This window comes from Kribbella sp. NPDC004875, from assembly GCF_042873375.1.
Taxonomy (GTDB): Bacteria; Actinomycetota; Actinomycetes; order Propionibacteriales; family Kribbellaceae; genus Kribbella.
Map to the genome: position 1 here is coordinate 553,767 of NZ_JBIALI010000006.1, position 23,163 is coordinate 576,929.

At 68.9% G+C, this 23,163-nt stretch carries 21 protein-coding genes; 12 read left to right on the forward strand and 9 right to left on the reverse strand.

Going from position 1 to position 23,163, the window contains the following annotated elements:
- Nucleotides 1-64 precede the first annotated feature (64 nt).
- Complete coding sequence (locus tag ACFYRH_RS33165) at nt 65-1,573, reverse strand: molybdopterin-dependent oxidoreductase (protein WP_387783554.1); 1,509 nt, start codon at nt 1,571-1,573, stop codon at nt 65-67.
- A gap of 124 nt (nt 1,574-1,697) precedes the next feature.
- Here ACFYRH_RS33165 and aroQ point away from each other — a divergent pair, with 124 nt between their 5' ends.
- The gene (gene aroQ, locus ACFYRH_RS33170) at nt 1,698-2,330 is read left to right on the forward strand and encodes a gamma subclass chorismate mutase AroQ (RefSeq protein WP_387783555.1); all 633 of its coding nucleotides are present in this window, start codon (nt 1,698-1,700) and stop codon (nt 2,328-2,330) included.
- Here the strand turns inward: aroQ and ACFYRH_RS33175 are convergent, their stop codons facing one another.
- The 3 genes from ACFYRH_RS33175 to ACFYRH_RS33185 form a co-directional block, all read right to left on the reverse strand.
- On the reverse strand, nt 2,331-3,326 hold the full coding sequence (locus ACFYRH_RS33175) for a hydroxyacid dehydrogenase (RefSeq protein WP_387783557.1): 996 nt from the start codon (nt 3,324-3,326) through the stop codon (nt 2,331-2,333). It lies immediately after the preceding gene.
- A complete protein-coding gene (locus tag ACFYRH_RS33180) occupies nt 3,323-4,543 on the reverse strand; it encodes an MFS transporter (RefSeq protein WP_387783559.1) in 1,221 nt (406 codons plus the stop codon). Before ACFYRH_RS33180 ends, ACFYRH_RS33175 begins: the two co-directional genes overlap by 4 nt.
- A gap of 124 nt (nt 4,544-4,667) precedes the next feature.
- Nucleotides 4,668-6,464, reverse strand: coding sequence for a sigma-54-dependent Fis family transcriptional regulator (locus ACFYRH_RS33185; protein ID WP_387783561.1), 1,797 nt, complete (start codon nt 6,462-6,464; stop codon nt 4,668-4,670).
- Nucleotides 6,465-6,625: 161 nt separating this feature from the next.
- On the opposite strand from ACFYRH_RS33185, the gene ACFYRH_RS33190 reads away from it, so the two are divergent.
- The 9 genes from ACFYRH_RS33190 (at nt 6,626) to groL (ending at nt 15,775) form a co-directional block, all read left to right on the forward strand.
- Nucleotides 6,626-6,868 carry a hypothetical protein gene (locus ACFYRH_RS33190; RefSeq protein ID WP_387783562.1) on the forward strand — a complete coding sequence of 81 codons (243 nt, stop codon included), beginning with the start codon at nt 6,626-6,628 and terminating at the stop codon, nt 6,866-6,868.
- Nucleotides 6,869-6,954: 86 nt separating this feature from the next.
- On the forward strand, nt 6,955-8,607 hold the full coding sequence (locus tag ACFYRH_RS33195) for a hypothetical protein (protein ID WP_387783564.1): 1,653 nt from the start codon (nt 6,955-6,957) through the stop codon (nt 8,605-8,607).
- 22 nt (nt 8,608-8,629) lie between these two features.
- Nucleotides 8,630-9,694: an NADH:ubiquinone reductase (Na(+)-transporting) subunit F gene (locus tag ACFYRH_RS33200; RefSeq protein WP_387783566.1), complete on the forward strand. Its 1,065-nt coding sequence runs from the start codon at nt 8,630-8,632 to the stop codon at nt 9,692-9,694.
- Nucleotides 9,691-10,881: a hypothetical protein gene (locus tag ACFYRH_RS33205; protein WP_387783568.1), complete on the forward strand. Its 1,191-nt coding sequence runs from the start codon at nt 9,691-9,693 to the stop codon at nt 10,879-10,881. Before ACFYRH_RS33200 ends, ACFYRH_RS33205 begins: the two co-directional genes overlap by 4 nt.
- Nucleotides 10,878-11,252: a propane 2-monooxygenase effector subunit MimD gene (gene mimD, locus ACFYRH_RS33210; protein ID WP_387783570.1), complete on the forward strand. Its 375-nt coding sequence runs from the start codon at nt 10,878-10,880 to the stop codon at nt 11,250-11,252. Before ACFYRH_RS33205 ends, mimD begins: the two co-directional genes overlap by 4 nt.
- 30 nt (nt 11,253-11,282) lie before the next feature.
- Entirely contained in the window at nt 11,283-12,326 is a 1,044-nt protein-coding gene (locus ACFYRH_RS33215; protein WP_387783572.1) for an amidohydrolase family protein, read from the forward strand.
- Nucleotides 12,326-13,039, forward strand: a complete 714-nt coding sequence (locus ACFYRH_RS33220; protein WP_387783573.1) for an iron-sulfur cluster assembly protein — start codon at nt 12,326-12,328, stop codon at nt 13,037-13,039. The genes ACFYRH_RS33215 and ACFYRH_RS33220 overlap by 1 nt, the downstream gene beginning before the upstream one ends.
- On the forward strand, nt 13,036-14,061 hold the full coding sequence (locus tag ACFYRH_RS33225) for an NAD(P)-dependent alcohol dehydrogenase (protein ID WP_387783575.1): 1,026 nt from the start codon (nt 13,036-13,038) through the stop codon (nt 14,059-14,061). Before ACFYRH_RS33220 ends, ACFYRH_RS33225 begins: the two co-directional genes overlap by 4 nt.
- A 22-nt stretch (nt 14,062-14,083) precedes the next feature.
- Nucleotides 14,084-15,775, forward strand: a complete 1,692-nt coding sequence (gene groL, locus ACFYRH_RS33230) for a chaperonin GroEL (protein ID WP_387783576.1) — start codon at nt 14,084-14,086, stop codon at nt 15,773-15,775.
- A 43-nt stretch (nt 15,776-15,818) separates the two neighbouring features.
- Here groL and ACFYRH_RS33235 read toward each other — a convergent pair whose 3' ends face one another.
- Both ACFYRH_RS33235 and ACFYRH_RS33240 read right to left on the reverse strand, forming a co-directional pair.
- Nucleotides 15,819-16,736 carry a hypothetical protein gene (locus ACFYRH_RS33235; protein WP_387783578.1) on the reverse strand — a complete coding sequence of 306 codons (918 nt, stop codon included), beginning with the start codon at nt 16,734-16,736 and terminating at the stop codon, nt 15,819-15,821.
- Nucleotides 16,733-17,338 (reverse strand): RNA polymerase sigma factor, encoded by a 606-nt coding sequence (locus ACFYRH_RS33240; protein WP_387783580.1) that lies wholly within the window; start codon nt 17,336-17,338, stop codon nt 16,733-16,735. Before ACFYRH_RS33240 ends, ACFYRH_RS33235 begins: the two co-directional genes overlap by 4 nt.
- 247 nt (nt 17,339-17,585) lie before the next feature.
- Between ACFYRH_RS33240 and ACFYRH_RS33245 the strand changes: the two genes are divergently transcribed.
- Nucleotides 17,586-18,404: an NADPH-dependent oxidoreductase gene (locus ACFYRH_RS33245; protein WP_387783581.1), complete on the forward strand. Its 819-nt coding sequence runs from the start codon at nt 17,586-17,588 to the stop codon at nt 18,402-18,404.
- 3 nt (nt 18,405-18,407) lie between these two features.
- Here ACFYRH_RS33245 and ACFYRH_RS33250 read toward each other — a convergent pair whose 3' ends face one another.
- Nucleotides 18,408-20,237, reverse strand: coding sequence for a heparinase II/III family protein (locus ACFYRH_RS33250; RefSeq protein ID WP_387783583.1), 1,830 nt, complete (start codon nt 20,235-20,237; stop codon nt 18,408-18,410).
- A gap of 67 nt (nt 20,238-20,304) precedes the next feature.
- Complete coding sequence (locus tag ACFYRH_RS33255; protein ID WP_387783585.1) at nt 20,305-21,264, reverse strand: pyridoxal-phosphate dependent enzyme; 960 nt, start codon at nt 21,262-21,264, stop codon at nt 20,305-20,307.
- A 146-nt stretch (nt 21,265-21,410) separates the two neighbouring features.
- On the opposite strand from ACFYRH_RS33255, the gene ACFYRH_RS33260 reads away from it, so the two are divergent.
- Nucleotides 21,411-21,752, forward strand: coding sequence for an antibiotic biosynthesis monooxygenase family protein (locus tag ACFYRH_RS33260; RefSeq protein ID WP_387783587.1), 342 nt, complete (start codon nt 21,411-21,413; stop codon nt 21,750-21,752).
- 138 nt (nt 21,753-21,890) lie between these two features.
- Here ACFYRH_RS33260 and ACFYRH_RS33265 read toward each other — a convergent pair whose 3' ends face one another.
- Nucleotides 21,891-23,144, reverse strand: coding sequence for an amidohydrolase (locus ACFYRH_RS33265; protein WP_387783589.1), 1,254 nt, complete (start codon nt 23,142-23,144; stop codon nt 21,891-21,893).
- Between the last annotated feature and the right edge of the window lie 19 nt (nt 23,145-23,163).

Here is a 23,163-nt window from a genome sequence, read left to right on the forward strand (position 1 = left end):
ACTTTCCTGAGGACGTTGCTGACATCGGTACTTCGGAGCTGCTCGCGGACCGGATGGGTCCGAATCACTCGACCATCACGACGGTGTTGTGCAGCCCGCTCGAACCGTTCGGTCGCGGGGGCGCCTGGCGGTCGGTCTGAACGGTGCCGGTGGCATCGATCGCGCGCACGGTGAGCTTGTGCGTGCCGGGCGTCGCGTTCCAGCGGAACGTCCACTGCCGCCAGGTGTCGATCCCGGCGACCGGAGCCAGCCGGGCCTCCTGCCACGGACCGTCGTCCACCCGAACCTCGACCTTCGCGATCCCGCGGTGCTGCGCCCACGCGACCCCGGCGGCCACCGCCGGCCCGGCCTTCAGGTTCGCGAACCCCGTGGGTACGTCGATCCGCGCGGACGTCTTGATCGGTGCCTCCACCGACCACCCGCGATCCGTCCAGTACGCGCTGAAGTCCCGGAACCGGGTGACTTCGAAGTCCATGATCCACTTGGTCGCGGACACGTAGCCGTAGAGGCCGGGCACCACCATCCGGACCGGGAAGCCGTGCGCGAACGGGAGTGGTTCGCCGTTCATCGCCACCGCGAAGATCGCGTCCCGCCCGTCGGTGAGCGCCGCGAGCGGCGTACCGATGGTCAGACCGTCGACGCTGGTCGACTTCACCGCGTCCGCATCTTGTCGGACGCCGGCCTCGCGGAGGATGTCCGCGATCGGTACGCCGATCCAGCGCGCGTTGCCGACGTACGGGCCACCGACCTCGTTGGAGACGCAGGTCAGGGTGATGTCGCGTTCGATCAACCGGCGCCGGACGAGGTCGTCGAAGGAGAGCCGGAGCTCTTTGTCGACAAGGCCGTGGATGCGCAGCTCCCAGTCCCGCGGGTCGATCTTCGGGACCTGGAGCAGCGTGTCCACCCTGTAGAACTTGGCGTTCGGAGTGGTGAACGGGCTGATCCCGGGAACGTTCAGGCTGGGCTGGAGCGGGCCGGCGGAGCTCTGCGGTGCAGGCACGCGGATGCGGGCGCGCAACTCGTCGCCGGAGGTCCCGACGAGGCGGGTCGCGCCGGCGGATCCGGCGCCGGCCACGGCCAGCGCGCCGACCGTGAGCAGGAACTGGCGCCGGTCGAAACCTTCCGGTTGCTCAGCGGTTCGGTGGCGGGGTTGCCGGACCACCAGCGCCATCGCGAGTACGGCGACGATCAGCGTGATGATTGCTGGGAGCAAACGGTCGGACGTACTGCCCGCGGCCGAACGGCTCGTGATCGCGAACACCAGGCCGACGAGACCCAGCCCGCCGGCGATCCCGACCGCGAACCGGCGGTGGCCGCGGGCGCCGAGGATCCCGGCGATCGCGGCGACGATCACGAGCGCCGTACAGATCCCGACCCGGAGCAGCGGCCGGTCGGCCGTGCCGAGCGTGCGGACCGCCCAGTCCTTCACCGATCCGGGCGCCCAGTCGATGACCTGGACCCCGACCGCGTCGACCGGCCACGGCCCGCCGGTGAGGTCCGCGACGAGATAACCGACCGCGAGTGCTGCTCCGGCCGCGACCACACCACCGAGTGCCCCGAGTGCCCTGTTCATGGCAGGTGTTCGGGGCCGCCGGTGGCGCGGATGGTTCGAGTGTCGTCGAAGTGAACGCTTGTGCACCCCGCGCGGCGTACAGTCGCGTGCCGTTCGAGACCGTCACGCGAGAGGGTGGGACCACATGCTTCGCAAGCTGATCACCGGAGCCGTCGCGGCCGGAGTCGCCGGTACGACGGCACTCCTGGCGCCAATGGCCTACGCGGCACCGGCCGGCACCGGGCAAGACATCGGCACCGTGCAGGACAGGGGAGTGCACGTGCCGGTCGGCAGCCGGGTGCCGTCCTTCGACGGGCTGACCGAGTTGATGATCCAGCGGATCCTGATCGGTGACGACGTGGCGGCCTCGAAGTACTTCAGTGGGAAGCCGGTCGACGACCCGGTGCGTGAGCAGCAGATCCTGGACTCGGTGCGGCAGTCCGCCGTACAGCTCGGGATCGATCCCGAGTCGACGGCGCAGTTCTTCCAGGCGCAGATCGACGCCAGCAAGGTCGTCCAGCGCGGCCTGCTCGCCTACTGGGCGGCTCACCCGGACAAGGCGCCGGCCACCGGCCCGGACCTCAACGTGATCCGCGAGAAGCTCGACGCGCTCACCACGCAGCTGCTCGCTGAGCTGGTCCGTGTCGACCACCTCCGCCGGACAGGCCCGCGGTGCGCGATCGCCTTGTTCGTGTCGACCACGTCGGCGGAGATCCGGCACCACCTCGACCAGCTGCACCGCCAAGCCGTCCGTACGGCGTCGGCGACCGTCTGCTGATCACCCCATGCGGGCGAGCGCGGCCTCCGTCAGCTCGTGTTCGAGCGGGCGTCCGGCCGCGTAGTGCTCGATCTCGCCGGCGGTGATGGTGCCCATCTCCAGGTAGCACTCGACGGTCGCGGCCGCCTGGTGCGGCGTCAGCAGGACGTTCGGCAGTGAGCGGAACGGGCTGTCGGCCGGCAACGGCTCCTCGTCGAAGACGTCCAGCGCGGCGTCCAGCCGGCCGGACTTCAGCTCGGTCAGCAGGGCAGCGGTGTCGACGAGCCAGGAGCGGGCGGTGTTGACGAGCGAGGTGCCGTCAGCCATCAGCGCGAGCTCCCGGGCACCGATGAGGTGGTGGGTCTCCGGGAGGGTGGGCGCGTGCAGCGCGACCACCCGGCTGGTGCGGAGCAGGTCGTCCAGCGGGAGTCGGCGGACGCCGAGTTCGGCGGCGCGCCCGTCGGTGAGATACGGGTCGTGGACGACGACCTCCGCACCCAGGGCGACCAGCATCTTGAGGTACTCGAGTCCGGTCCGGGACGCGCCGACGACCCCGATCCGCGAGGCCGGGAGGCCGTGCTGCGGCGGCTCGTCTTCGCGCCAGGCGCCACGGTGCATCGCGTGGTCGAACCGGTGGATGCGGTGCAGCATGCTCAGCGTGAACGCCAGGGACACCTCGGCCACCGGTCGTGCCATCGCCTGACCCGCCTGCGTGATCCGGATGTCCCGGCGGAACACGTCGTCGGTCACGAAGTGCTTCACCGACGACGCGCTGTGGGCGATCAGCCGCAGCCGGTCCGCGTGATCCAGCACCGCGGCCGTCAGCGGTGTCGCACCCCACGACGTGATCAGTACGTCGGTCCCGGGCAGCGCCGCCGTCAACGCCTCAGCGTCGGCGGGATCGTCCAGTACGACGACCTCCCCGAGCGCCTCCAGGCGCGCCACACTGGCCGGGGCGAACACCATCTCCCGGAACACCGGCGTCGCGGCCAGCACGATCCGCAGTTTTTCGGTCATGACCGAATTATAGGCTCCGCGCTGCGCGAGGCGCGGACGACGAGTAGGTGCAGGCCGACCGTGACCGCCAGGATCGTGGCCGAGACGCCGAGCAGTCCGTTCGCCGACGAGCCGGCGGTCAGGGCGACACCGCCGAGACCGCTGCCGAGCGCCGATCCGAGCGAGATCGCGCTGCCGTTCAGGGCCATCACGATCGCCGCCGAGTCCGGTGCGAGTGCTGCCAGCCGGGCCTGTTGCGGTACGGCGGCGCCGCCGTTCCCGACCCCGGCGCCGAAGAACCAGATCAGGCCCCACACGGCAGCCACGACAGCCGGGGCGAGCATCAACGCGATCATGCCGAGCACCGCGTTCAGCAGGAGCCCGATCAGGACGATCGTCAGCACGCGGATCGCACTGAACTTGTCGACCAGCCGTCCGGTCACCGCATTGCCGGCCATACTCGCGACGCCGTACCCGAACATGATCACGATGATTGCCCAGCCGGCGTGGAAGTGCGGCCCGAGGATCAGCGTCGCGTAGGTGAAGCAGGCGTAGCTGCTGCACAGGATGCCGGTGGTGACGAGCAGTCCGGCGACGAGCCGCGGCCGGCCGAGTGGCCGGAGGCGTTCGACGAGCGTTCCGCCGGCCAGGTGCAGCCGGGGCAGGCCGAGCAGGATGCCGATCAGCGCGATCGTGCCGACCACCGCGACCAGGATCATCGGGAACCGCCAGCTCGACTGCCCGAGCAGCAGACCGACCGGTACGCCGAGTGCGGTCGCCGTCATCCAGCCACCGAGGACGAACGACAGCGCCTTCCCGTGGTGCTCGACCGGTGTCAGCGCGATCACGTACCCGGTGACGGCCGCGTTCAGCAGGCTGCCGCCGAGCGCGGCGATGACCCGGCCGCTGAGCGCGATCGGGTAGTTCGTGGCGATCCCGACCACCAGGTTGCCGAGCACGAACACGCCCAGTGCCAAGGCGATCGTCGTCCGGCGTTCCCAGCGGGAGGTGAGGGTGCCGAGCACCGGGCCGGCCAGCGCCGCGGTGAACGCGAAGACCGACATCAGCTGCCCGGCGGCGGCCGCGGTGACGTCGAGGTCGCCGGCGATCTGGGGAAGCAGTCCGGCCAGCACGTAGCCGTCGATCCCCATCGAGAACGTCGCGACCGCCAGCCAGATCAACGGGCGATAGGAGAAACTCCCGCCCTCCACCGCCCCGGCGGCGCGCGTCTGCGTCATTCGCCCATCTCACCCCGAGCGGAACGCTCCCGGCAAGGGCAAATTGATCAAATATGCCTAAAGTGACGAATCCCGGTGCAGCTCCGATCACACTTGAGCGCCCCGTCAACGCCGTAGATCGGCGCTAGGGAGGCTGGATTCCATAGTCGTGGATCTTGCGGTAGATGGTCGCGCGGGACATCCCGAGGGACTTGGCGGCGCGGCCCTTGTGACCGTCGTTGGCGACCAGGCTGCGGATGATCGCGTCCCGTTCGAGCGCCTCGAGCTGGCTCAGGCTGCGCCGGCTGGTCGCCTGCGCCCGGGCCGGCAGGTCCGCGGGCGTGATCACGCCGGTCCGCCGACGGCGTACGACGACCTGCTTGAGGACCTGGCACAGCTCGGCGGTGTTCCCCGGCCACGCCGAGCGGAGCAACTGCTGCATGGCGTCCGGCGAACAGGTCAGCTCGCCGTGACTCAGCTGGTTCAGGAAGTGCGGTACCAGTTCACGCACGTCCTCGATGTGGTGCCGTAGCGGTGGCACCTCGATCGTCAGCGGGAAGAGCGACAACAGTTCACCGAGATCGGGTGGTTCGGTGTCCTCGGTGGTGAGCGTGACCGCGATCCACGGCGGGTCGGCGGGGCGGTGCTCGAGGACGTCGTACAAGGCCTCGAGCGTGGCCATGACGCCGCCCTTGTCGAGGCACTCGACGTGCCGGATCACCAGCGCCTGCACGGAGTCGTCGGCCAGTTCGGCCTCGAGTTCGGCGGCGAAACCGGCGCCGAGTCGTGCGGCGTCGACGATATGGAACAGTCCGGCCGGGGTGTTCTGCTGGTGCGCGGCACGCGCGAGCGCGACCTTGCCGACACCGTGCTCGCCGGTCAGCACGACCCATTGGCCGGTCCGGCAGGCGTTGTCGACCTCGCGGCTGCTGACCAGCCACGGCGCGCTCCGGCCGACCAGACCCGGCAGCACCGGGCGCGGCGGCGGGCGGTGGCCCGAGGCCGGCGTACTGAGGCCGGAGCCGGACGAGTGCGGGCTGATCTGGATCACGCCGGCGCCTGGCCCACCGCTGACCGGCCGGCACGTGATCCGGACCCGCGCGCCGGTCGGCAGCTCGGCCGTGACGGACTCCGTCGTACCCCTGGCCAGGATCTCGGCCGCATGCCCGAGCACCGCGCGCTGGTCAGCGGCGTCCAGCGACTGCCGCGCCTGCGCGTTCATCAGCAGCAGGTCGTCGTCGACCGCGAGCACCATGTCACCGAGCCGGCGCGAACTCTGCAGGTACGCCTCCAGCAGCGAGAGCTCGCGCGCGGAGCTGTCCTTCAGCAACGCGGCGCGGATGTTCGCGGCCGTGGTCTTCGCCAGCGCCATCAGCAACGAGCCCGCGTCCTTGCGCCAGCAGGTCAGGTCGATCGCGCCCACCGTCTTGCCGTTCACCGGATGCTTGATCGGTACGCCGGCACACGCGAGGTCCTCGAGATCCTCGGCGTAGTGCTCGTGACCGAACACGTGCATCGGCCCGCCACCCTCGAGCGCGGTCCCGATCCCGTTGGTGCCGGCGAACTGCTCGGCATAGCTGAACCCTGGGGCCAGGAAGACCTTGTCGAGGTGCCTGGCCAGCTCGGCGTCCGCCGTGAGCCGCTGCAGCACCAGGCCCGTGCGGTCGGTCAGGATCACGCTGATCGGCTGACCGTCGAGGTTCTCGTGCAGCTGCCGCAACACCCCGCTCGCACTGCGGGTCAGCGGGACGTCCAGATCCGGGTCCGCGACGTACGGCAGTGTGATCCGGTCGGCCGGCAGGTTCCAGCGCCGCGATCGCACCCAGGAGGCGAGGATCGGCGGCCGGACGTCGCGGGGCGTGACCGGATCGAGCGTGAGGAAGTTCAGCCGAGCCGTGGCGGCCCGCCGGTTGTCTTCCATCGACGGTGCGAGTTCGTCCATGGGGCCTCCCCGAGCGCCGAGTGGGTACGGCGGAATCGCGGGGCCCCACCCGGTCCTCTTCGAGGGTAGTCCAGTCCGCCGCGCAAGCAGCGTCTCAGAATGAGACAACCATCCGGACCTGGCGGGCTTGTGATGCCAGGAGGATGCCAGAGGAGGTTTCGATGACTGATTCGCAGCCCGCGGAGTCGTACAACCCCTGGACGGTCGTCAATGTCGTCTTCGAGCACCTGGCCGACGTCGGCCTGCATCCGGTCCTCGGTGTGACCGGGCACCCGGGCGAGCCGGCCGCGGAACTCCTGCGCTGCTTGGGTATCCGGCCCGATCCGCAGGGTGACCAACGACTGGCCGAAGAGACCGAGACCCGCCTCGCGGAGCTCCGGCAGGCGTACCTCGAGGAGCCCTGACACCCATCTCAATTTGAGACCTCGGCGCACTCCGGACGGCGATGTACTGCAAGAACGAAGCCGGCCACATGAGCGGGAGGAGTGCCATGAGTCGCCAGAGCGTGGCGAAGGCCCACCAGAAGATCCAGGAATTGTCATGGGAACCGGCGTACCACGAGCCGGTCTCCCAGTACGGAACGGACTACACGTTCCGCAAGGCGCAGAAGAAGGACCCCCTCAAGCAGGTCCTGCGGTCGTACTTCCCGATGCAGGAGGAGAAGGACCACCGGGTGTACGGCGCCTCCGACGGCGCGATCCGCGGCAACATGTTCCGCCAGGTGCAGGAACGCTGGCTGGAGTGGCAGAAGCTGTTCCTGAGCATCATTCCGCTGCCGGAGATCTCGGCGGCGCGGGCGATGCCGCTGCTGTTCCGGACCGTGCCGAACCCGGAACTGCACAACGGGCAGGCCATCCAGATGATCGACGAGGTCAGGCACTCGACGATCCAGCAGAACCTCAAACGCCTGTACATGAACAACTACATCGACCCGGCGGGCTTCAACTCCAGCCTGCGGGACTTCCAGAGCGACTACTGCGGCACCATCGGCCGGCAGTTCGCCGAGGGGTTCATCACCGGTGACGCGATCACCGCGGCCAGCATCTACCTGACGATCGTGGCCGAGACCGCGTTCACCAACACGCTGTTCGTCGCGATGCCCGCCGAGGCCGCCGCGAACGGCGACTACCTGCTGCCGACGGTCTTCCACTCGGTGCAGTCCGACGAGTCCCGGCACATCAGCAACGGGTACGCCACGCTGCTGATGGCGCTGTCCGACGAGGACAACCACCAGCTGCTCGCCCGCGACCTGCGGTACGCCTGGTGGAACAACCACCGCGTCGTCGACGCCGCGATCGGCACCTTCATCGAGTACGGCACGAAGGATCGCCGCAAGGACCGCGAGTCGTACGCGGAGATGTGGCGCCGCTGGATCTACGACGACTACTACCGCAGCTACCTGGTGCCGCTGGAGAAGTACGGACTCGAGATCCCGCACGACCTGATCGAGGAGGCGTGGAACCAGATCTGGAACAAGGGCTACGTGCACGAGGTCGCGCAGTTCTTCGCCACCGGCTGGCTCGCCAACTACTGGCGGATCGACCCGATGACCGACAAGGACTTCGAGTGGTTCGAGTACAAGTACCCGGGCTGGTACGACAAGTACGGCAAGTGGTGGGAGAACTACAACCGGCTGTCGCGGCCGAACGGGCACAAGCCGATCGTCTTCGAGGACGTGGACTACGAGTACCCGCACCGCTGCTGGACATGCATGGTGCCCTGCCTGGTCCGCGAGGACATGGTGATGGCGAAGGTCGACGGCCAGTGGCGGACGTACTGCCACGAGATGTGCAAGTGGACCGACGAGACCGCGTTCCGCCCGACGTACATGGGCCGGAACACGCCGAACATGGGCAAGCTGATCGGCCACCGCGAGTGGGAGACCTTGTACCACGGCTGGAACTGGGCCGACGTGGTGTCGGACATGGGCTTCGTCCGCGACGACGGCAAGACCATGGTCGCGCAGCCGCACCTCGACCTGGACCCGAGCAAGATGTGGACCCTCGACCACCTGCGCAAGTGCCCGCCGCTGGCGAGCCCGAACGTACTGCTGAACGAGATGTCCGACGACGAGCGGACCGCGTTCGCGGCACGCTACGTCAAGGGTGGCCCGGCCGGACGCTTCGCTCCTGCCGACGCCTGATCCCATGGGAGACAAGCACGTCGTGAGGTTCGAGCCCGTCGGCATCGAGATCGAGGTCGACGAGGACCAGACGATTCTCCGCGCCGCGGCCGAGCAGGGCGTGATGCTGATGCACGGCTGCAAGGAGGGCCAGTGCGCGTCCTGCAAGTCGTTCGTCCTCGACGGTGAGGACATCGACCTGGACCGGTACTCGACCTTCGCGCTGCCGGAGTACGAACTGGACGAGGGCTACACCCTGCTCTGCCGGGCGCACGCCTTCGAGGACCTCACGATCGAGCTGCTCAACTACGACGAGGAGATGATCCGCTCCGGGCTGCCGATCCAGGAACGCACCGCGGAGGTCGTCGCGATCACCCCGGTGACGCACGACCTCCGGCACCTGGTGCTGAAGCTCACCGAGCCCGGCGAGCTGAAGTTCTTCCCCGGCCAGTACGTCGACATCACCGTCCCGGGCGCCGGCACCGGCGAGGCCGCCAGCCGGTCGTTCTCGATGGCGAACACCTCCAGCCGGGAGAGTGGGCAGCTGGAATTCGTGATCAAGGTGTACCCGGGCGGCCTGTTCTCGGAATTCCTGGACCGACGGCTCCAGGTCGGCGACCGCCTGGACCTGACCGGGCCGTTCGGGGTGTTCACCCTCCGGGACAACCCGGACGCCCGGCTGGTCTTCGTCGGGGGTGGCGCCGGGATGGCGCCGATCCTGGCGCTGCTGCGCTCGATGGCCGAGCGCGGGATCGACCGGCCGACGACGTTCTACTACGGATCCCGGACGGAGCCCGACCTGTGTTTCGAGGACGAGTTGCACGAGCTGGAGCAGCGGCTGCCGCGGTTCCGGTACGTGCCCGCGCTGTCCGAGTCGTCGGGGGCGGAGTGGGACGGCGAGAGCGGGCTGATCACGGACGTGGTCCGCCGGCTCGAGCCGGACCTGACCGGAGCCGACGCGTACGTGTGCGGTCCACCACCGATGGTCGAGGCGGCGATCCCGCTGCTCGAACGCCTCGGGGTCGCGACGAAGCACATCTACTACGACAAGTTCACCACGACCGGCGACGCCGGTGACTCGAAGGTGCTGGAGGCAGAGAGCCGATGACGACCACAGAAGACCACCCGAGCAAGGTCGAACGCAGCGTTCCGAAGCCGGTCTTCACCGACGCCGAGGCGGGCGCCCGTGAGTTCCCCGACTCGAACGAGCGGCGCTACAACTACTACAAGCCGCAGAAGCGCAAGCAGAGCCACTACGAGGACGTCACGGTCGACGTCCAGCCGGATCCGCGGCACTACCTCACGCAGGGCTGGCTGTACGGCTTCTCCGACGGCCGCGGCGGGTACCCGCTCGACTGGACCGCGCTGAAGGCCTGGGGTTCGGACCAGCCCGAACCGCAGCGGGGCCCGGGAACCGGCGGGCTGGTCGTGAAGGAATGGCCGGCGACCGGCTGGCACGAGTTCCGGGACCCGAACGAGGAGTGGGAGCTCACGCTCTACCGCTACAACTCCAACGTCGTCCGGCAGGTCACCCAGAACGTCGAGGCGGCCCGGCAGTCCAAGGCCTTCGACCAGTGGAACCCGAACTGGGTCCGGTTCGTCGAGCAGCACGTCGGCGCCTGGATGCACGTCGACCACGGTCTCGGCCTCTACCTGTTCGCGAACGCCAACCGGCGCGCACCGACCAACATGCACAACAACGCGATCTCGGTGAACAGCATGCACCGGATCCGCGCCGCCCAGGACCTCGCGCTCTACAACCTTACGCTCTCGGAGGAGATCGACGGGTTCAACGGCAGCGCGCACCTGGAGACGTGGAACTCCGACCCCGCCTGGCAGGGCGTCCGCGAGCTCGCCGAGTCGCTGACCGCGATCGACGACTGGTGCGAGGCGATCTTCGCCGCGAACGTCGTCTTCGAACCGCTCGTCGGCGAGCTCTTCCGCAGCCAGCTCGTGCAGCAGGCGGCGCCGCGCAACGGTGACTTCGTCACCCCGACGGTGGTCGGCGCGGCGGAGTACGACTTCGCCGAGCGCGACCTGCGCTACACCACCGCCATGTTCGAGCTGCTCACCAACGACCGCGAGTTCGCCGACCACAACAAGGCGATCCTGACGGACTGGATGGGGTCCTGGACCCAAAAGGCGCTCGCCGCGGCCCGGACGCTGCAGCCGATCTGGTCGCAGCCGGACGCGAAACCGCCGCGGTTCGAGGACGGCCTCGACCGCGCGAAGAGCCGGTTCAGCGGCATCGTCGTCTCGCTGGGCCTCGAGGAACCGAAGGAGTTGGCACAGTGACCACGCTCAAGGCAGTCGTCGAGAGCCCGTTCAAGGCGGACAGCACGGCGTCCAACAAGTGCGGCTTCACGCTGATGAACAACCAGGTCGGCGTAGTCGTCGCGGACGTGATGAAGGCCTACGACAACGTCACGGTGACGCCGCTGCCGTCGATGATCCGGGTCGACGCGGTCGGCAAGATGGAGGTCATCTACGACGACGTGTCCGAGGCGCTCGGCGAGGAGCCCGGCTACTTCGACCAGGCCGAGTTCGAGGAGAACATGTCCACCCACTACGGGCGGATGGTGCACCTCGACGACCGGACCATCCTGTTCGCCAACCCCGAGGACGCCGCCGAGTACATCGGGTTCGATCTGACCGCATCCAGCTGACCTACATCCAGCTGAAACAAGGGGGTTCTCGTGTACGAGAAGAACGGTGAGAAGTACTTCGTGGTCGACAGCCACATGCACTTCTGGAACGCGGCACCCGACAACTGGGTGCCGGGGCAGGAGCAGTACGCGAAGGGATGGATCGAATGCTTCCACGCGTACATGAGTCTGGCGCCGCAGAACACCCACTGGCCGATCGAGAAGTTCATGCGCTACTCCGAGGACGACCTGATGAAGGACGTCTTCGAGGACGGCTACGTGGACGTCGCGATCTTCCAGCCGACGTACCTGAAGGAGTGGTACAAGGAGGGCTTCAACACCACCGAGCAGAACGCGGCCCTGGGTGAGAAACACCCCGGGAAGTTCGTGCTCAACACGCGCTTCGACCCGCGCGACGGTGACGCGGGGCTGGAGGAGCTCGCGCACAACGTCGAACGGTACGGCTCGAAGGGCGTCAAGCTCTACACCGCCGAGTGGAACGCCGGGTCCAGGGGCTACAAGCTCACCGACACCGCGGCGTACCGCTACCTGGAGAAGGCCCAGGAGCTCGGGATCAAGAACATCCACGTCCACAAGGGCCCGACGATCTGGCCGCTGGACAAGGACGCGTTCGACGTCTCCGACATCGACCACGCCGCGACCGACTTCCCGGAGCTCAACTTCATCGTCGAGCACGTCGGCCTGCCGCGGATCGAGGACTTCTGCTTCATGGCCACCCAGGAACCGAACGTGTACGCCGGTCTGTCGGTCGTGATCGGCGGTCTGATGCACGCCCGGCCGCAGTTCTTCGCGAAGGTGATGGGGGAACTGCTGTTCTGGGTCGGCGAGGACAAGATGACGTTCGGCAGCGACTACGGCATCTGGGAGCCGAAGTGGCAGGTCGAGGGCTTCGTCGACTGGGAGATGCCCGACCAGCCGGAGTTCGCGGACTACCCGCGGCTCGGCGTCGAGGGCAAGAAGAAGATCCTCGGGCTGAACGCCGCCAAGCTCTACGACCTGAAGGTGCCGGAAGAGCTGCAACTGAAGGAGGCGACGCCGGCCGCGCAGGACGACTCGAAGCTGGTCGCGTCCTGATGACGGCGGTAGTCACTGAACGGGACCGGGTCCTGGACGCGCTCAGCGCCGTCCGGGACCCGGAGCTCGACGAACCGATCACGACGCTGGGCTTCGTGTCCACGTGTGTGGTGTCGGCCGCCGGCGACGTGGTCGTCCGGCTTCGGCTGCCGACGTACTTCTGCGCGCCGAACTTCGCGTTCCTGATGGTCGCCGACGCGTACGACGTGGTGTCCGCGCTCCCGTCCGTGCGCAGCGCGGACGTCGCGCTGGAGGATCATTTCGCGGCCGCGCAGATCAATGCCGGAGTCGCGGCGCGGGCGGGTTTCGTCGCCTCGTTCGACGGCGAGGCGGCGGCGGAGCTCGACGAGCTGCGCCGGACCTTCGTCGCGAAGGCGGTACTGGCCGGGACCGATCAGGTCTGCCGGCCTTTTGTTGCTTCTGGCATGGATCCGGAAGACGTCGCGCGGCTGACGATCGCCGACGTCGCGCCGTCGGCCGAGCTGGACCGGCTGCTGCGGCGGCGGGCCGAGATCGGGCTGCCGGCCGGGCCGGACGCGGCGTTGCTCGTCGATGTCGGGACCGGCGAGCCGGTCGCCGGGACGGCCGCGGCGCGGCACCTCGGCCTGGCCCGGCTGACCCGGACCGGGATCGAGGCCAACACCGGTATCTGCAGAGGAATGCTGAAGCACCGGTACACCGAGTCCGGTGCGGGCGAGGAGGAGCAGGGATGAAGGCCGTTCGACTGCATGGGTACCACCAGCAACCAGTGGTCGACGACGTACCGGAGCCGGTCGTCAAGGGCCCGTTGGACGTCGTCGTCAAGATCGGCGGCGCCGGCGTGTGCCGCACCGATCTGCACATCATCGAGGGCCAGTGGGAGTCGGCGATGCACCCGCCGCTGCCCTACACGATCGGCCACGAGAACGCCGGCTGGGTGCACGAGGTCGGCTCCGCGGTCACCAACGTGCAGGTCGGCGACACGGTGATCCTGCACCCGACCCCGACCTGCGGGCTGTGCCGCGCCTGTCGCGCCGGCAACGACATGCACTGCGAGAACAGCACGTTCCCGGGGCTGGACAGTGACGGGGGCATGGCGGAGTACCTCCTCACCTCTGCGCGCGCCTGCGTGAAACTGGACCCGAGTACGAGACCGCAGGACGTGGCCGCGCTGGCCGACGCGGGAATCACGGCGTACCACGCGGTGCGCAAGGCGATCCCGTTGCTGCCACCGGGGACGACCTGCGTGGTGATCGGCGCGGGCGGGCTCGGGCACATCGGCGTCCAGTGTCTGGCCGCGCTGACCGCGGCCCGGATCATCGTCGTCGACCGCAACCCGGACGCACTCAAGCTGGCCGAGCAGCTCGGTGCGGACCAGACGGTTGTTGCTGACGGCAAACAGGTGGAGAAGGTGCTGGAGCTGACCGGCGGCGCCGGCGCGCACGTCGTACTGGACTTCGTCGCCGAGCAGGGCGCGGAGAACGACGGCTTCGCGATGACCGCGGCCGGCGGGTCGTACTTCGTCATCGGGTACGGCGGCCAGCTGCAGATCCCGACGCTCGACATCATCTCGACCGAGCGGAACATCGTCGGCAACATCGTCGGCACGTTCAACGAGCTGGCCGAGCTGATGGCGCTCGCGCAGGCCGGCAAGGTCACGCTGCACACCCGGACCTACCCACTCGACGCGGCCGTCGGAGCGGTCGCCGATCTCGACGCCGGCCGGGTCCGCGGCCGCGCGATCCTCGTGCCGTAAGGACCACTTCCGGAGGGAAAAGATGGCCAAGGAACTGCGATTCGGTGAGAGTGCCCGCGACCTGCTACTGGCCGGAGTGGATCAGCTCGCGGACGCGGTGAAGTCGACGCTCGGCCCGAAGGGCCGCAATGTGATCCTGGAGAAGATCACCGGGTCGCCGGTCGTCACCAACGACGGCGTGACGATCGCCCGGGAGATCCATCTGAAGAACCAGTTCGAGAACATGGGCGCCCAGCTGGTCAAGGAAGCCGCGATCAAGACCAACGACATCGTCGGCGACGGTACGACGACCGCGACCGTGCTGGCCCAGGCGATCATCCGCGAGGGGATGGCCGCGATCGCCGCCGGCGGCAACCCGGTGCTGGTGAAACGCGGGATCGACCTCGCCGTCGGGAAGCTGGTCGACCGGCTGCGGGAGGTCGCGCACCCGGTGATCACCGAGCAGGACTACGCGCGGGTCGCGGCGATCTCCGCGAACGACGACGACGTGGTCGGCGCGGTGATCGCGAAGGCGCTGCACACCGTCGGCGACGGCGGGATCGTGACCGTCGAGGAGTCGTCGAGCAACGGGATGGGGGTCGACTTCGTCGAGGGGTTCGAGTTCGACAACGGCTACCTGTCGCCGTACATGGTGACGGATCCGGGCAGTCTGCAGGCCGTGCTGGACGACCCGTACATCCTGTTGTGCAGCGAGAAGATCACCAAGGTCCAGGAAGTGATGCCGCTGCTGGACAAGATCATGCGCGAGCCGCGGCCGCTGGTGATCATCGCCGAGAGCCTCGAGGGTACGGCGCTCAGCATGCTGGTGCACAACCACGTCAACGGCCTGTTCCAGTGCGTCGCGGTGAAGGCGCCCGGCTTCGGCGACCGGCGGTTGCACAAGCTGGAGGACATCGCGGCGATCACCGGGGGAGCCGTGTACAGCCGGCACTCGGGCTTCAGCCTCGAGACGATGACGCTCGAGCAGCTGGGCCGGGCGGAACAGGTCCGGGTCAACGCGGATCGGACCGCGATCGTGGCCGGCACGGGTCATGACAAGGACGTCGCGTTCCGGATCGCGCAGCTGCGCGCGGAACTCGAGCGCGCGACCTTCGGGGTGGACGAGGACGTGCTCACCGAGCGGATCGGCGCGTTGTCGGGCAAGGTCGCGGTCATTCACGTCGGCGCACCGACCCCGGCCGAGCTCAAGGAACTGCAGCACCGGGTCGAGGACGCGTTGTCGGCGACCAGGGCTGCGATGGCGGAGGGGATCGTCGCGGGTGGCGGCATGGCCCTCCTGCACGCCGCCACCGCGCTCGACGGTCTGGATGTCCAGGGCGACTACCGGGCCGGTGTCGAGATCGTCCGGCGGTCGCTGCGCGAACCGGCGTACCTGATCGCGGCCAACGCGGGGTACTCCGGTGCGGAGGTGCTGGAGCGGACGTCGCAGATGGACGTCGACGACGGCTTCGACGCGCTTGCCGGCCAGTACGGCAACATGCTTGCCATGGGCATCATCGACCCGCTCCGGGTCGCCCGCTCGGCGCTGCAGAACGGCGCGTCCGTGGCCGGCCTGCTGCTCACCACCAACACCCTGATCGCCGAGGAACAGACCCCGTGGGGCGGCAGCCCGTCCTTGATGACCGAGTACGGCGCCTTGGACGAAGGACTGCACCAGCCGTCCCCGGACTCGAGCACCCCGCAATCCCTGGGCCTCGGCCCGTCGGTCGGCTGACCGATCGCGCGGAGGGCCACCGGCGTGTCCCTCCGCGCCTCGTTCAGGACGGCCAGCGGTACTCGCGGCACTCGGGTCGGATAGGTGTCTTCGGGGTCGCGCTCAGGTCGCCGTTCGGCAGTGTGACCATCACCCTTTCGCACGTGATCGGCGCGGCCGTCGGGTCGATGCCATGATCGGTCGTCAGCAGTGTGCCGTTGGCGTCGTACCCGCGGACGACGAAGTCGTTGAAGCCTGGGTCGCCGGAGTCGTACGGGCCCCAGCCGGTGCGCCCGAGCGTGGGCGCGAACCAGAACCCGTCGATCAGCAGGGCGTCCGTCACCGGCTCGCCCTTGGCCTGGACCGTGATCCGGGCGATCGACTTGGTGTAGACACCGGCGTTGCGAGCGATCCGCATCATCGGGCTGCCGGACAACCGGGCACCCGGACTGAACCGGATGCTCGACTCACTGATGACGCCGCCCGCGGTGCGGCTGCACAGCCAGTACCCCGGGTGGCTCTGGTCCGGGACGCCCTTCGGCACGGACGGGTACCGCTGGATGCCGGAACCGATCAGCCACGTCGTCACCACCCTCGGGTCCTTCACATCGGTGAACTCGAAGGCCTTCGTCACCTTGTAGTCGGTGAACGGATGTGGCAACGACTTGCTGGTGATCCGGTTGGCCTCGGCGAGGCACTGTCCGCGCAGCGTCTGGGTCTCCGCGGGCGTGAGCGCCCTGATCGTAGGCTTCACCGGATCGCCGGCGGCCGCCGGCCGGGCGTCGTCCTGCAGCGCGCGGACACCGATCGCCAGGCCGGCGACCACCGCGAGGACGGACGCGGCCGCGAGCGCCGGTGCCAGGACGCGACGGGGCGAGCGGGCCGGCTCGGACTCGATGGCCGACAGCAGTTCGGCGCGCAGCCGCTCGTGCGTCCCGGGCGGCAGCGGCCGGTCGGGTCGGCGGGTGAGCAGTTCGTTCATGACAGGTTCTCCACGGAATCGGGCCGGATCTGATCCGGTACGGCGATGCTGAGATCGCGAAGGCGCCTACGGGCCCGAGCCAGCCGGGACTTCACGGTGCCGAGTGGTACGTCGAGTGCGACGGCGGCGGACTGTGCGTCGAGTCCGGACCAGAAACACAGCTCGACGATCTCCTGCTCGTGCCGCGGCAACTGCCGCAGCAGGCCGCGCAGCCGGTTCGCCTCGCGTTCGTCGTCGATCCGGGCGGCCACCCGGTCGGCGTGATCCGGCTCGTCCGTGACCGGCGCCTGCCGGGCGAGGTTCAGCCAGCGGAACCGCTGCCGGCGCCGCTCGTTGCGGACCACGAAGTCCGCCGTACGCAACAGCCAGGGCAGCGCGGAGTCGTGCACCAGCACCACGTCACCGCGCCGGCGCCACGCATGCAGGAACACCAGCGAGGTGAGGTCCTCCGCGTCGCTCCAGGACCCGATCCGCCGGAACACGAAGTTGTACACCGCCTTGGCGTGCCGGTCGAACAGGACACCGAACAGCTCCGGCTCCCCGCCCACGGCCCGTCGCCACAACTCCCCGTCGCCCACCGCCACCTCCCGATCGTCCCGCACTCACCCCTTCTGTGTCCTGACCCCGCGATCAGGGTTCCGGCGTCCGTCCCGGTCGGTGAGATGACGGCGGGAATGTGTAGTAGGTCAGTAGACTTTTGGTCGTGACCCCGTCCGTACCCGGCGGGGTCGCACCACGAGCAGGACCGCGTCCCTCGCGGCACGGTTGTCATCGGCCCCGTTCACCAGGCGGGACCGCGGGCGTACGGTGCCGGCGAGGGCGTGGTCCTGTTCCTGACCAGGAGGTGCGATGGCGGCGGTTGATTCCTATCGGTTGCGGTACGGGGTGGGTGGCGCTTTCGAGCCGCCGGCGGTGTGGAGTGAGGTGCTGGCGCAGCAGCTCGCGCACCGGTCGGTGCGGTCGTACCGGCCGGATCCGGTGCCGGACGACACGTTGACGGCTCTGATCGCGGCAGCTCAGTCGGCGCCGACCTCGGGCAACCTGCAGTTGTGGAGCGTCGTCGCGGTTCGCGACGCGGGGCGCCGTACCCGGTTGGCGAAGCTGGCCGGCGAGCAGGACTTCATCGCGCAGGCGCCGCTGTTCCTGGTCTGGCTGGCCGACCTCGCCCGGGCGCGGCACATCACCACCGAGCTCGGGTCCGGCACCGCCGAGGCCGCCGACTTCGTCGAGGCAGCCCTGCTGGCCTTCGTCGACGTCGCCCTGGCGGCGCAGAACGCGTCCCTGGCCGCTGAATCATTCGGTCTGGGCACGGTCTTCGTCGGTGCGATCCGGAACCATCCGCTGGACGTCGCCGCGGAGCTTCAACTGCCGCCCAACGTGTTCCCCGTCTTCGGGCTGACCGTGGGGCAGCCCGATCAGCTCGGCGAGACCTCGGTGAAACCGCGGCTCCCGCAGGAGGCGGTTCTGCACCACGAGCGGTACGAGCTGCCTCCACAGGAGCCGCATCTGCGGACGTACGAGGAAACGCTCGACGCCTTCTACGCCGAAGCCGGGCTGCCGTCGGGCTGGACTGCGCGAGTGGCGACTCGCTTCGGCACCATCGCTGGTCTGAAAGGCCGTGAGCACCTCCGCGAAGCGCTCCGCGTCTCGGGCTTCGAGTTGCGGTGAGCCTCAGCTGCTGAACGTGATCGTGGTTCGGCCGGTGGGGGTGCGGAGCGATGGGTGCGCGGAGAGGACCAGGCGGGTGACCTGGTCGCCCCAGATCGTGCTCAGCTTGGGATCGTCGAGGGGAAGGGGCTCGGCGGTCAGCGATACCTGGTTGGCGTCGTAGGAGATCGTCAAGGCGCCGGCACGGGCGATGCCGTCCTCGAGGGTGACCGGGCCGTTGACGATGAGGTGCCAGAGCAACGAGTTCGGCGCTTCCTGCAGGTCCCAGGTGTCGGTCAGTTCGATCAGCTCGTCGGGGCGGTTCAGCACGAGGTCCCGGCGCCAGGAGCGGATGCCTGCCTCAGCCGGGTACGCGCCGGCGAGTTCGACCTGGGAGCGGGCGCGGGCATCGTTGAGCTCGACCGACATGCCGGCTGCGCGGAACTCGCGACCGGGTGGCTGCGAGAACCCGTTGATCCGCGGCAGGTTGTGATAGTCGCTCCGCATCGTGAAGATCTGGTAGCGATCCTTTGAGAACGTCTTCCGGGTGTAGGTGCCGACGCCGAGATCGATGACCCGCGGCACACCGTCGACGGCGATGATCAGCGACCCGACGTCGTTGTGGTTGTGCGACTCGGCGTTGTGCCCGCCCTTGAGCGCGACGAGCAGGTGTTTCGAGCGCGCCACGAGTACTTCGGTGTCCGGCAGCCAGGTGTCCCGCGTCGGCTCCACGCCCTCCTCGTCGGCGCGTAGACCTTCGTCGAGCAGCGTCCCGATCACCCGCGCCATCGAGGGGATCCGCGCCACGAGCGGGTCGTCACGCCGCTTGACCGCTCGGGCGTGCCGACGAGCGGCCGGCTCGTCGGTGTGTACGCCGAGCCGGTACAGCGGGTAGGCGACCGACGGATCGGACAGCTGCGCGGGGCAGTCCGCGAAGTTGACGTACCACCGGTCCTGGATGTGCATCGCCGGCAGGTACGACGTGATCGGCCGCAGCTTGGGGTGACCGAAACCGTCCAGCTGTCCCGCGGTCGCGTCGTACAGCAGGACCAGACTGTCCGCGACCGCACCGCCGGCGCGGGTCCAGTACGACGCGCCCTCGTCGCAGCCACCGTCGGCGGGGTACGAATCGAGGAAGCGGTCCAGGCCGTCGACGACGAGCGACACGACCGCGGCCCGGCGTACCGGATCGCGCTCGAGCAGCAGTGCGCAGATCGTCAGGTTCGAGTGGATCCACGGGTTCCAGTTGTTCGTGAACTCGGTCAGCCAGGGCCAGTCGCGGACCTCGAGGAACGGAGTGAGTACCCGACGGTCGACCTCGGTGCCGATCCGGGTCCGGGTGGATTCGTCGAGGGCCGGACCGAGCAGATGATCCACCCAGGCGAGCAGTCCGCCGGTCTCGGCGCAGAACAGATCGAGGTCGCGATCGGTCGGTTGCGGCAGAGCTTCGCCGCGGCTGAGCCCCGACCGCGCGTGGGCCGGCACCGTCCAGGTGGCCTCGTCGCAGACCAGCCAGACGCCGTCCACCACGTCGGCGACCCATCGCGACTCGCCGGTCAGCAGCGCCGCCAGCGTGCTGGTCACGATCCGGCGGCGCCGCTCGAAGTACGGCGTCTCGTACCGCTCCCGATCGCCCTCGCGCTGGAACCGGGCGTAGTCACTGGCCAACACCACCGGCCACGCCCTGGCGAGCTGCTCCTCGGCATCCGCGAGCAGCGCCGTACGGTCGTGAGTCGGGACCGCCTCCCAAGCCTGTCGATCGCCGATATCCGGCGATACTCCCGCCAGATCGAGCGTGGCGAGCGCTTGGGAGAGCAGGGATTCGGGCAGCAGATCACGCACTGTGTGAGCCATCGGATTCCACCCTATCGACGGCCTCGCGGCGGGTTGTGCGTGTTCGTATGACGGAATACCAGTCGGTTCAGGGGGAGTTCGCCGTGATGCCCTCGGTGCTGATGAGTACGGCGCTTGTTGATGCGGGTAGCTGGAGATCGGCAGCTTGGAGGCCGGCCAGGGCGGCTGCTCCGCAGGGACCCGCGAGGATGCCTTGGCCGTGCAGGACATGGAGGGCCTCGCTTGCCTCGGCGTCGGTTACTCCGATGGCGGCGTCCAGGCCGTGGTGGATGGCGGGCCACGCGGCCGACGAGATTGTGCCGCAGTTGAGGCCGGCCATGGTGGTTGGGATTGATGCGTCGACGGTGGTCGGCCTGCCGGTTTGGAGGGACGCGGTGACGCAGGCCGCCGTCACGGGTTCGACGGCGAGGATCGTCGTACGGCGGGTTCGGGCCGGCGAGCGGTAGTGGTGGATGGCGGACTGCAGTAGCGAGCCGACGCCGGTTGGGACGACGACGAGGTCGGGTTCGCCGGGATGTTGTTCGTCGAGCTCGGAGAAGAGCGTGGTGTAGCCCGCGACGATCGAGCGCAGGACCTCCTCGTACCCGGGCCATGCGGTGTCCTGGATCAGTAGCTCGCCGTCCCGTGGGCTCGCGGCGGCGATCCGCACGGTCTCGTCGTAGTCGCGACCGGTGCCGAGCACCGACGCGCCTTCGTCGCGGATCGCTTGCACCGTGCTGTCCGGCAAACCGGCGGGCACGTACACGCGGCACCGGAGACCGAGGAGCCGAGCCATGTGTGCGAGAGCCCGGCCGTGGTTGCCGTCGGTCGCGGTGACCAGCGTCAGGTTGCTGCCCGCGACCCGCTCGGTCAGTTCCGGGAAAGTCCGCGTACCGATCGCCCGGCTCACCGCCCAGGACGCGCCGAGCACCTTGAACGCCGGTAACCCGAACCGGTGCGACTCGTCCTTCACCCACACCCTGCCGATGCCCAACCCCTCGGCGAGTAGAGGCAGCTCGACCAGCGGCGTCGGCGCGTACCCGGGCATGCTCCGATGGAACGCGGCCGCATCCTGCTGATCTGCCGGAGCAACCCATGAACCCACGTCAGGGTTCGTCGCCCACGGCCGGTTCATCGGGACCCGATGCTCGTCATGCGCTCAAAGATAGGCGCGAGCCGGAGTACGTTGGGCGGATGATCGCACGCATGTGGCGGGGCTGGGTGCCGACCGAGAAGGCCGTGGAGTACGCCGACATCGTCGAGCGGACCGGGATGGCGGGCTACCGCCGCACGCCCGGGAACCACGGTGCGCAGCTGCTCACGCGCGACCTCGGGGATGGGCGGACCGAGATCGTGACGCTGAGCTGGTGGACCGATCTCGAGCACATCCGCGCCTTCGCGGGTGCGGACATCGAGAAGGCGAAGTACTACCCGGAAGACGACGCCTACCTCCTCGACCGCGAGGAGACGGTCACGCACTACGAGGTCGCTCCCGTGCCAGATGCGCAGGGTGCCGCCGGTAACGCGGTGACCTGACGGCTACTTCAACAAACCGTCGTTGGCGCCGGACTGGGGAGGATTGCTAGCCGATTCGGGAGGGAAATCCTCCCCAAACCGGTCAGGACGAGAGGACGGGGCATCCACGCCGAGTCAGCTCCCTCTGCAGCGGCAGGTTCAGGAGTTGAGCCAGGTGCGGGCGGCGACGGTGAGGGCCTCGACGCCGGTGCTGAGGGTTGGTTCGATGGCGGGGGCGAAGTAGGGGGAGTGGTTGCTGGGGAGGTCGTCCTCGCGGCCTTCCTGGAAGGCGGGTACGGCGATCGCGGGGTCGAGGCCGCCCCAGAACCAGAAGACCGTGGGGGCGTTCAGCACGTCGCCGAAGACCCCGACGTCCTCGCTGGCATTCACGACCGGGATCGGCTGGATGCGGTGCGGGCCGAAATGCTCGGTGATCGCGGCCATCGTGGTCCTGGTGGCTTCGGGGTCGCTGATCAGGATCGGCGCGCTGGCGAACCAGTCGATAGCGGGTTCGCGCGGCGCGGCGCTGGCTTGGCTCTCGGCGCGGACGATGCGTTCGACCGCCGCGCGGACGAGGTCGCGGCTCTCCGCCGAGTACGTGCGGATGTTGATCCCGAGCTCGGCCGTCTCCGGGATGATGTTGTCCTTGGTGCCGGCCTGCAGACGGCCGACGGTCACCACGGCCGGCTGCGCCGGCGGGACCTCGCGGGCGACGATGCTCTGCAGCCGGGTCACGACGTGCGCGGCCATCAGCACCGGGTCGATCGCGGCCTCGGGGCGGGACCCGTGCGAACCACGCCCGTACAGCGTGACGTTGACCGAGTCCGCCGCCGCCATCACCGGGCCGGTGCCGTAGCCGATCATCCCGGCCGGCAGTGGCCCGACGTGCTGCCCGAGCACGATCTCCGGCTTCGGGAACCGCTCGAACAGGCCGTCCGCGACCATGTTCCGGGCCCCCACCGCGAGCTCCTCGGCAGGCTGGAAGACCACCAGCACCGTCCCGTGCCACGACTCCCGCGACCGGGCCAGCAAAGTCGCGGCGCCGATCAGGCAGGCGGCATGCATGTCATGACCACAGGCGTGCATCACCGGTACGTCGTTCCCGTCACGATCCACCCCTCGGGCGGAACTCGCGTACGGCAGCCCGGTCTTCTCGAGCACCGGCAACGCGTCGAAGTCCGCCCGCAGCATCACGACGGGGCCGTCGCCGTTGGAGATCACGCCGACCACGCCGGTGCCGCCGACCTGCTCGACCACCTCGTCGACGCCGGCGTCCCGGAGCCGCTGCGCGAGCAGCCCGGCGCTCTGCGTCTCCTGCAAGGAGAGCTCCGGGGTGCGGTGCAGTTCCTTGTACAACTCGATGAGTTCGTCGCGGATCGTGGCCAGGCCGTCGGTCAACCCATCGGTTGTCATCTTCACAGGGTGTTCCTCC

Excerpts from the sequence above, each read along its gene's own strand:
- ACFYRH_RS33225 (WP_387783575.1), top strand. The coding sequence starts at position 13,036 with ATGAAGGCCGTTCGACTGCATGGGTACCACCAGCAACCAGTGGTCGAC.
- ACFYRH_RS33175 (WP_387783557.1), bottom strand. The coding sequence starts at position 3,326 with ATGACCGAAAAACTGCGGATCGTGCTGGCCGCGACGCCGGTGTTCCGG.
- ACFYRH_RS33205 (WP_387783568.1), top strand. The coding sequence starts at position 9,691 with ATGACGACCACAGAAGACCACCCGAGCAAGGTCGAACGCAGCGTTCCG.
- ACFYRH_RS33235 (WP_387783578.1), bottom strand. The coding sequence starts at position 16,736 with ATGAACGAACTGCTCACCCGCCGACCCGACCGGCCGCTGCCGCCCGGG.
- ACFYRH_RS33245 (WP_387783581.1), top strand. The coding sequence starts at position 17,586 with ATGGCGGCGGTTGATTCCTATCGGTTGCGGTACGGGGTGGGTGGCGCT.
- ACFYRH_RS33195 (WP_387783564.1), top strand. The coding sequence starts at position 6,955 with ATGAGTCGCCAGAGCGTGGCGAAGGCCCACCAGAAGATCCAGGAATTG.
- ACFYRH_RS33185 (WP_387783561.1), bottom strand. The coding sequence starts at position 6,464 with ATGGACGAACTCGCACCGTCGATGGAAGACAACCGGCGGGCCGCCACG.
- ACFYRH_RS33255 (WP_387783585.1), bottom strand. The coding sequence starts at position 21,264 with ATGCCCGGGTACGCGCCGACGCCGCTGGTCGAGCTGCCTCTACTCGCC.
- ACFYRH_RS33250 (WP_387783583.1), bottom strand. The coding sequence starts at position 20,237 with ATGGCTCACACAGTGCGTGATCTGCTGCCCGAATCCCTGCTCTCCCAA.
- ACFYRH_RS33190 (WP_387783562.1), top strand. The coding sequence starts at position 6,626 with ATGACTGATTCGCAGCCCGCGGAGTCGTACAACCCCTGGACGGTCGTC.
- aroQ (WP_387783555.1), top strand. The coding sequence starts at position 1,698 with ATGCTTCGCAAGCTGATCACCGGAGCCGTCGCGGCCGGAGTCGCCGGT.
- groL (WP_387783576.1), top strand. The coding sequence starts at position 14,084 with ATGGCCAAGGAACTGCGATTCGGTGAGAGTGCCCGCGACCTGCTACTG.
- ACFYRH_RS33265 (WP_387783589.1), bottom strand. The coding sequence starts at position 23,144 with ATGACAACCGATGGGTTGACCGACGGCCTGGCCACGATCCGCGACGAA.
- ACFYRH_RS33165 (WP_387783554.1), bottom strand. The coding sequence starts at position 1,573 with ATGAACAGGGCACTCGGGGCACTCGGTGGTGTGGTCGCGGCCGGAGCA.
- ACFYRH_RS33260 (WP_387783587.1), top strand. The coding sequence starts at position 21,411 with ATGATCGCACGCATGTGGCGGGGCTGGGTGCCGACCGAGAAGGCCGTG.
- ACFYRH_RS33220 (WP_387783573.1), top strand. The coding sequence starts at position 12,326 with ATGACGGCGGTAGTCACTGAACGGGACCGGGTCCTGGACGCGCTCAGC.
- ACFYRH_RS33180 (WP_387783559.1), bottom strand. The coding sequence starts at position 4,543 with ATGACGCAGACGCGCGCCGCCGGGGCGGTGGAGGGCGGGAGTTTCTCC.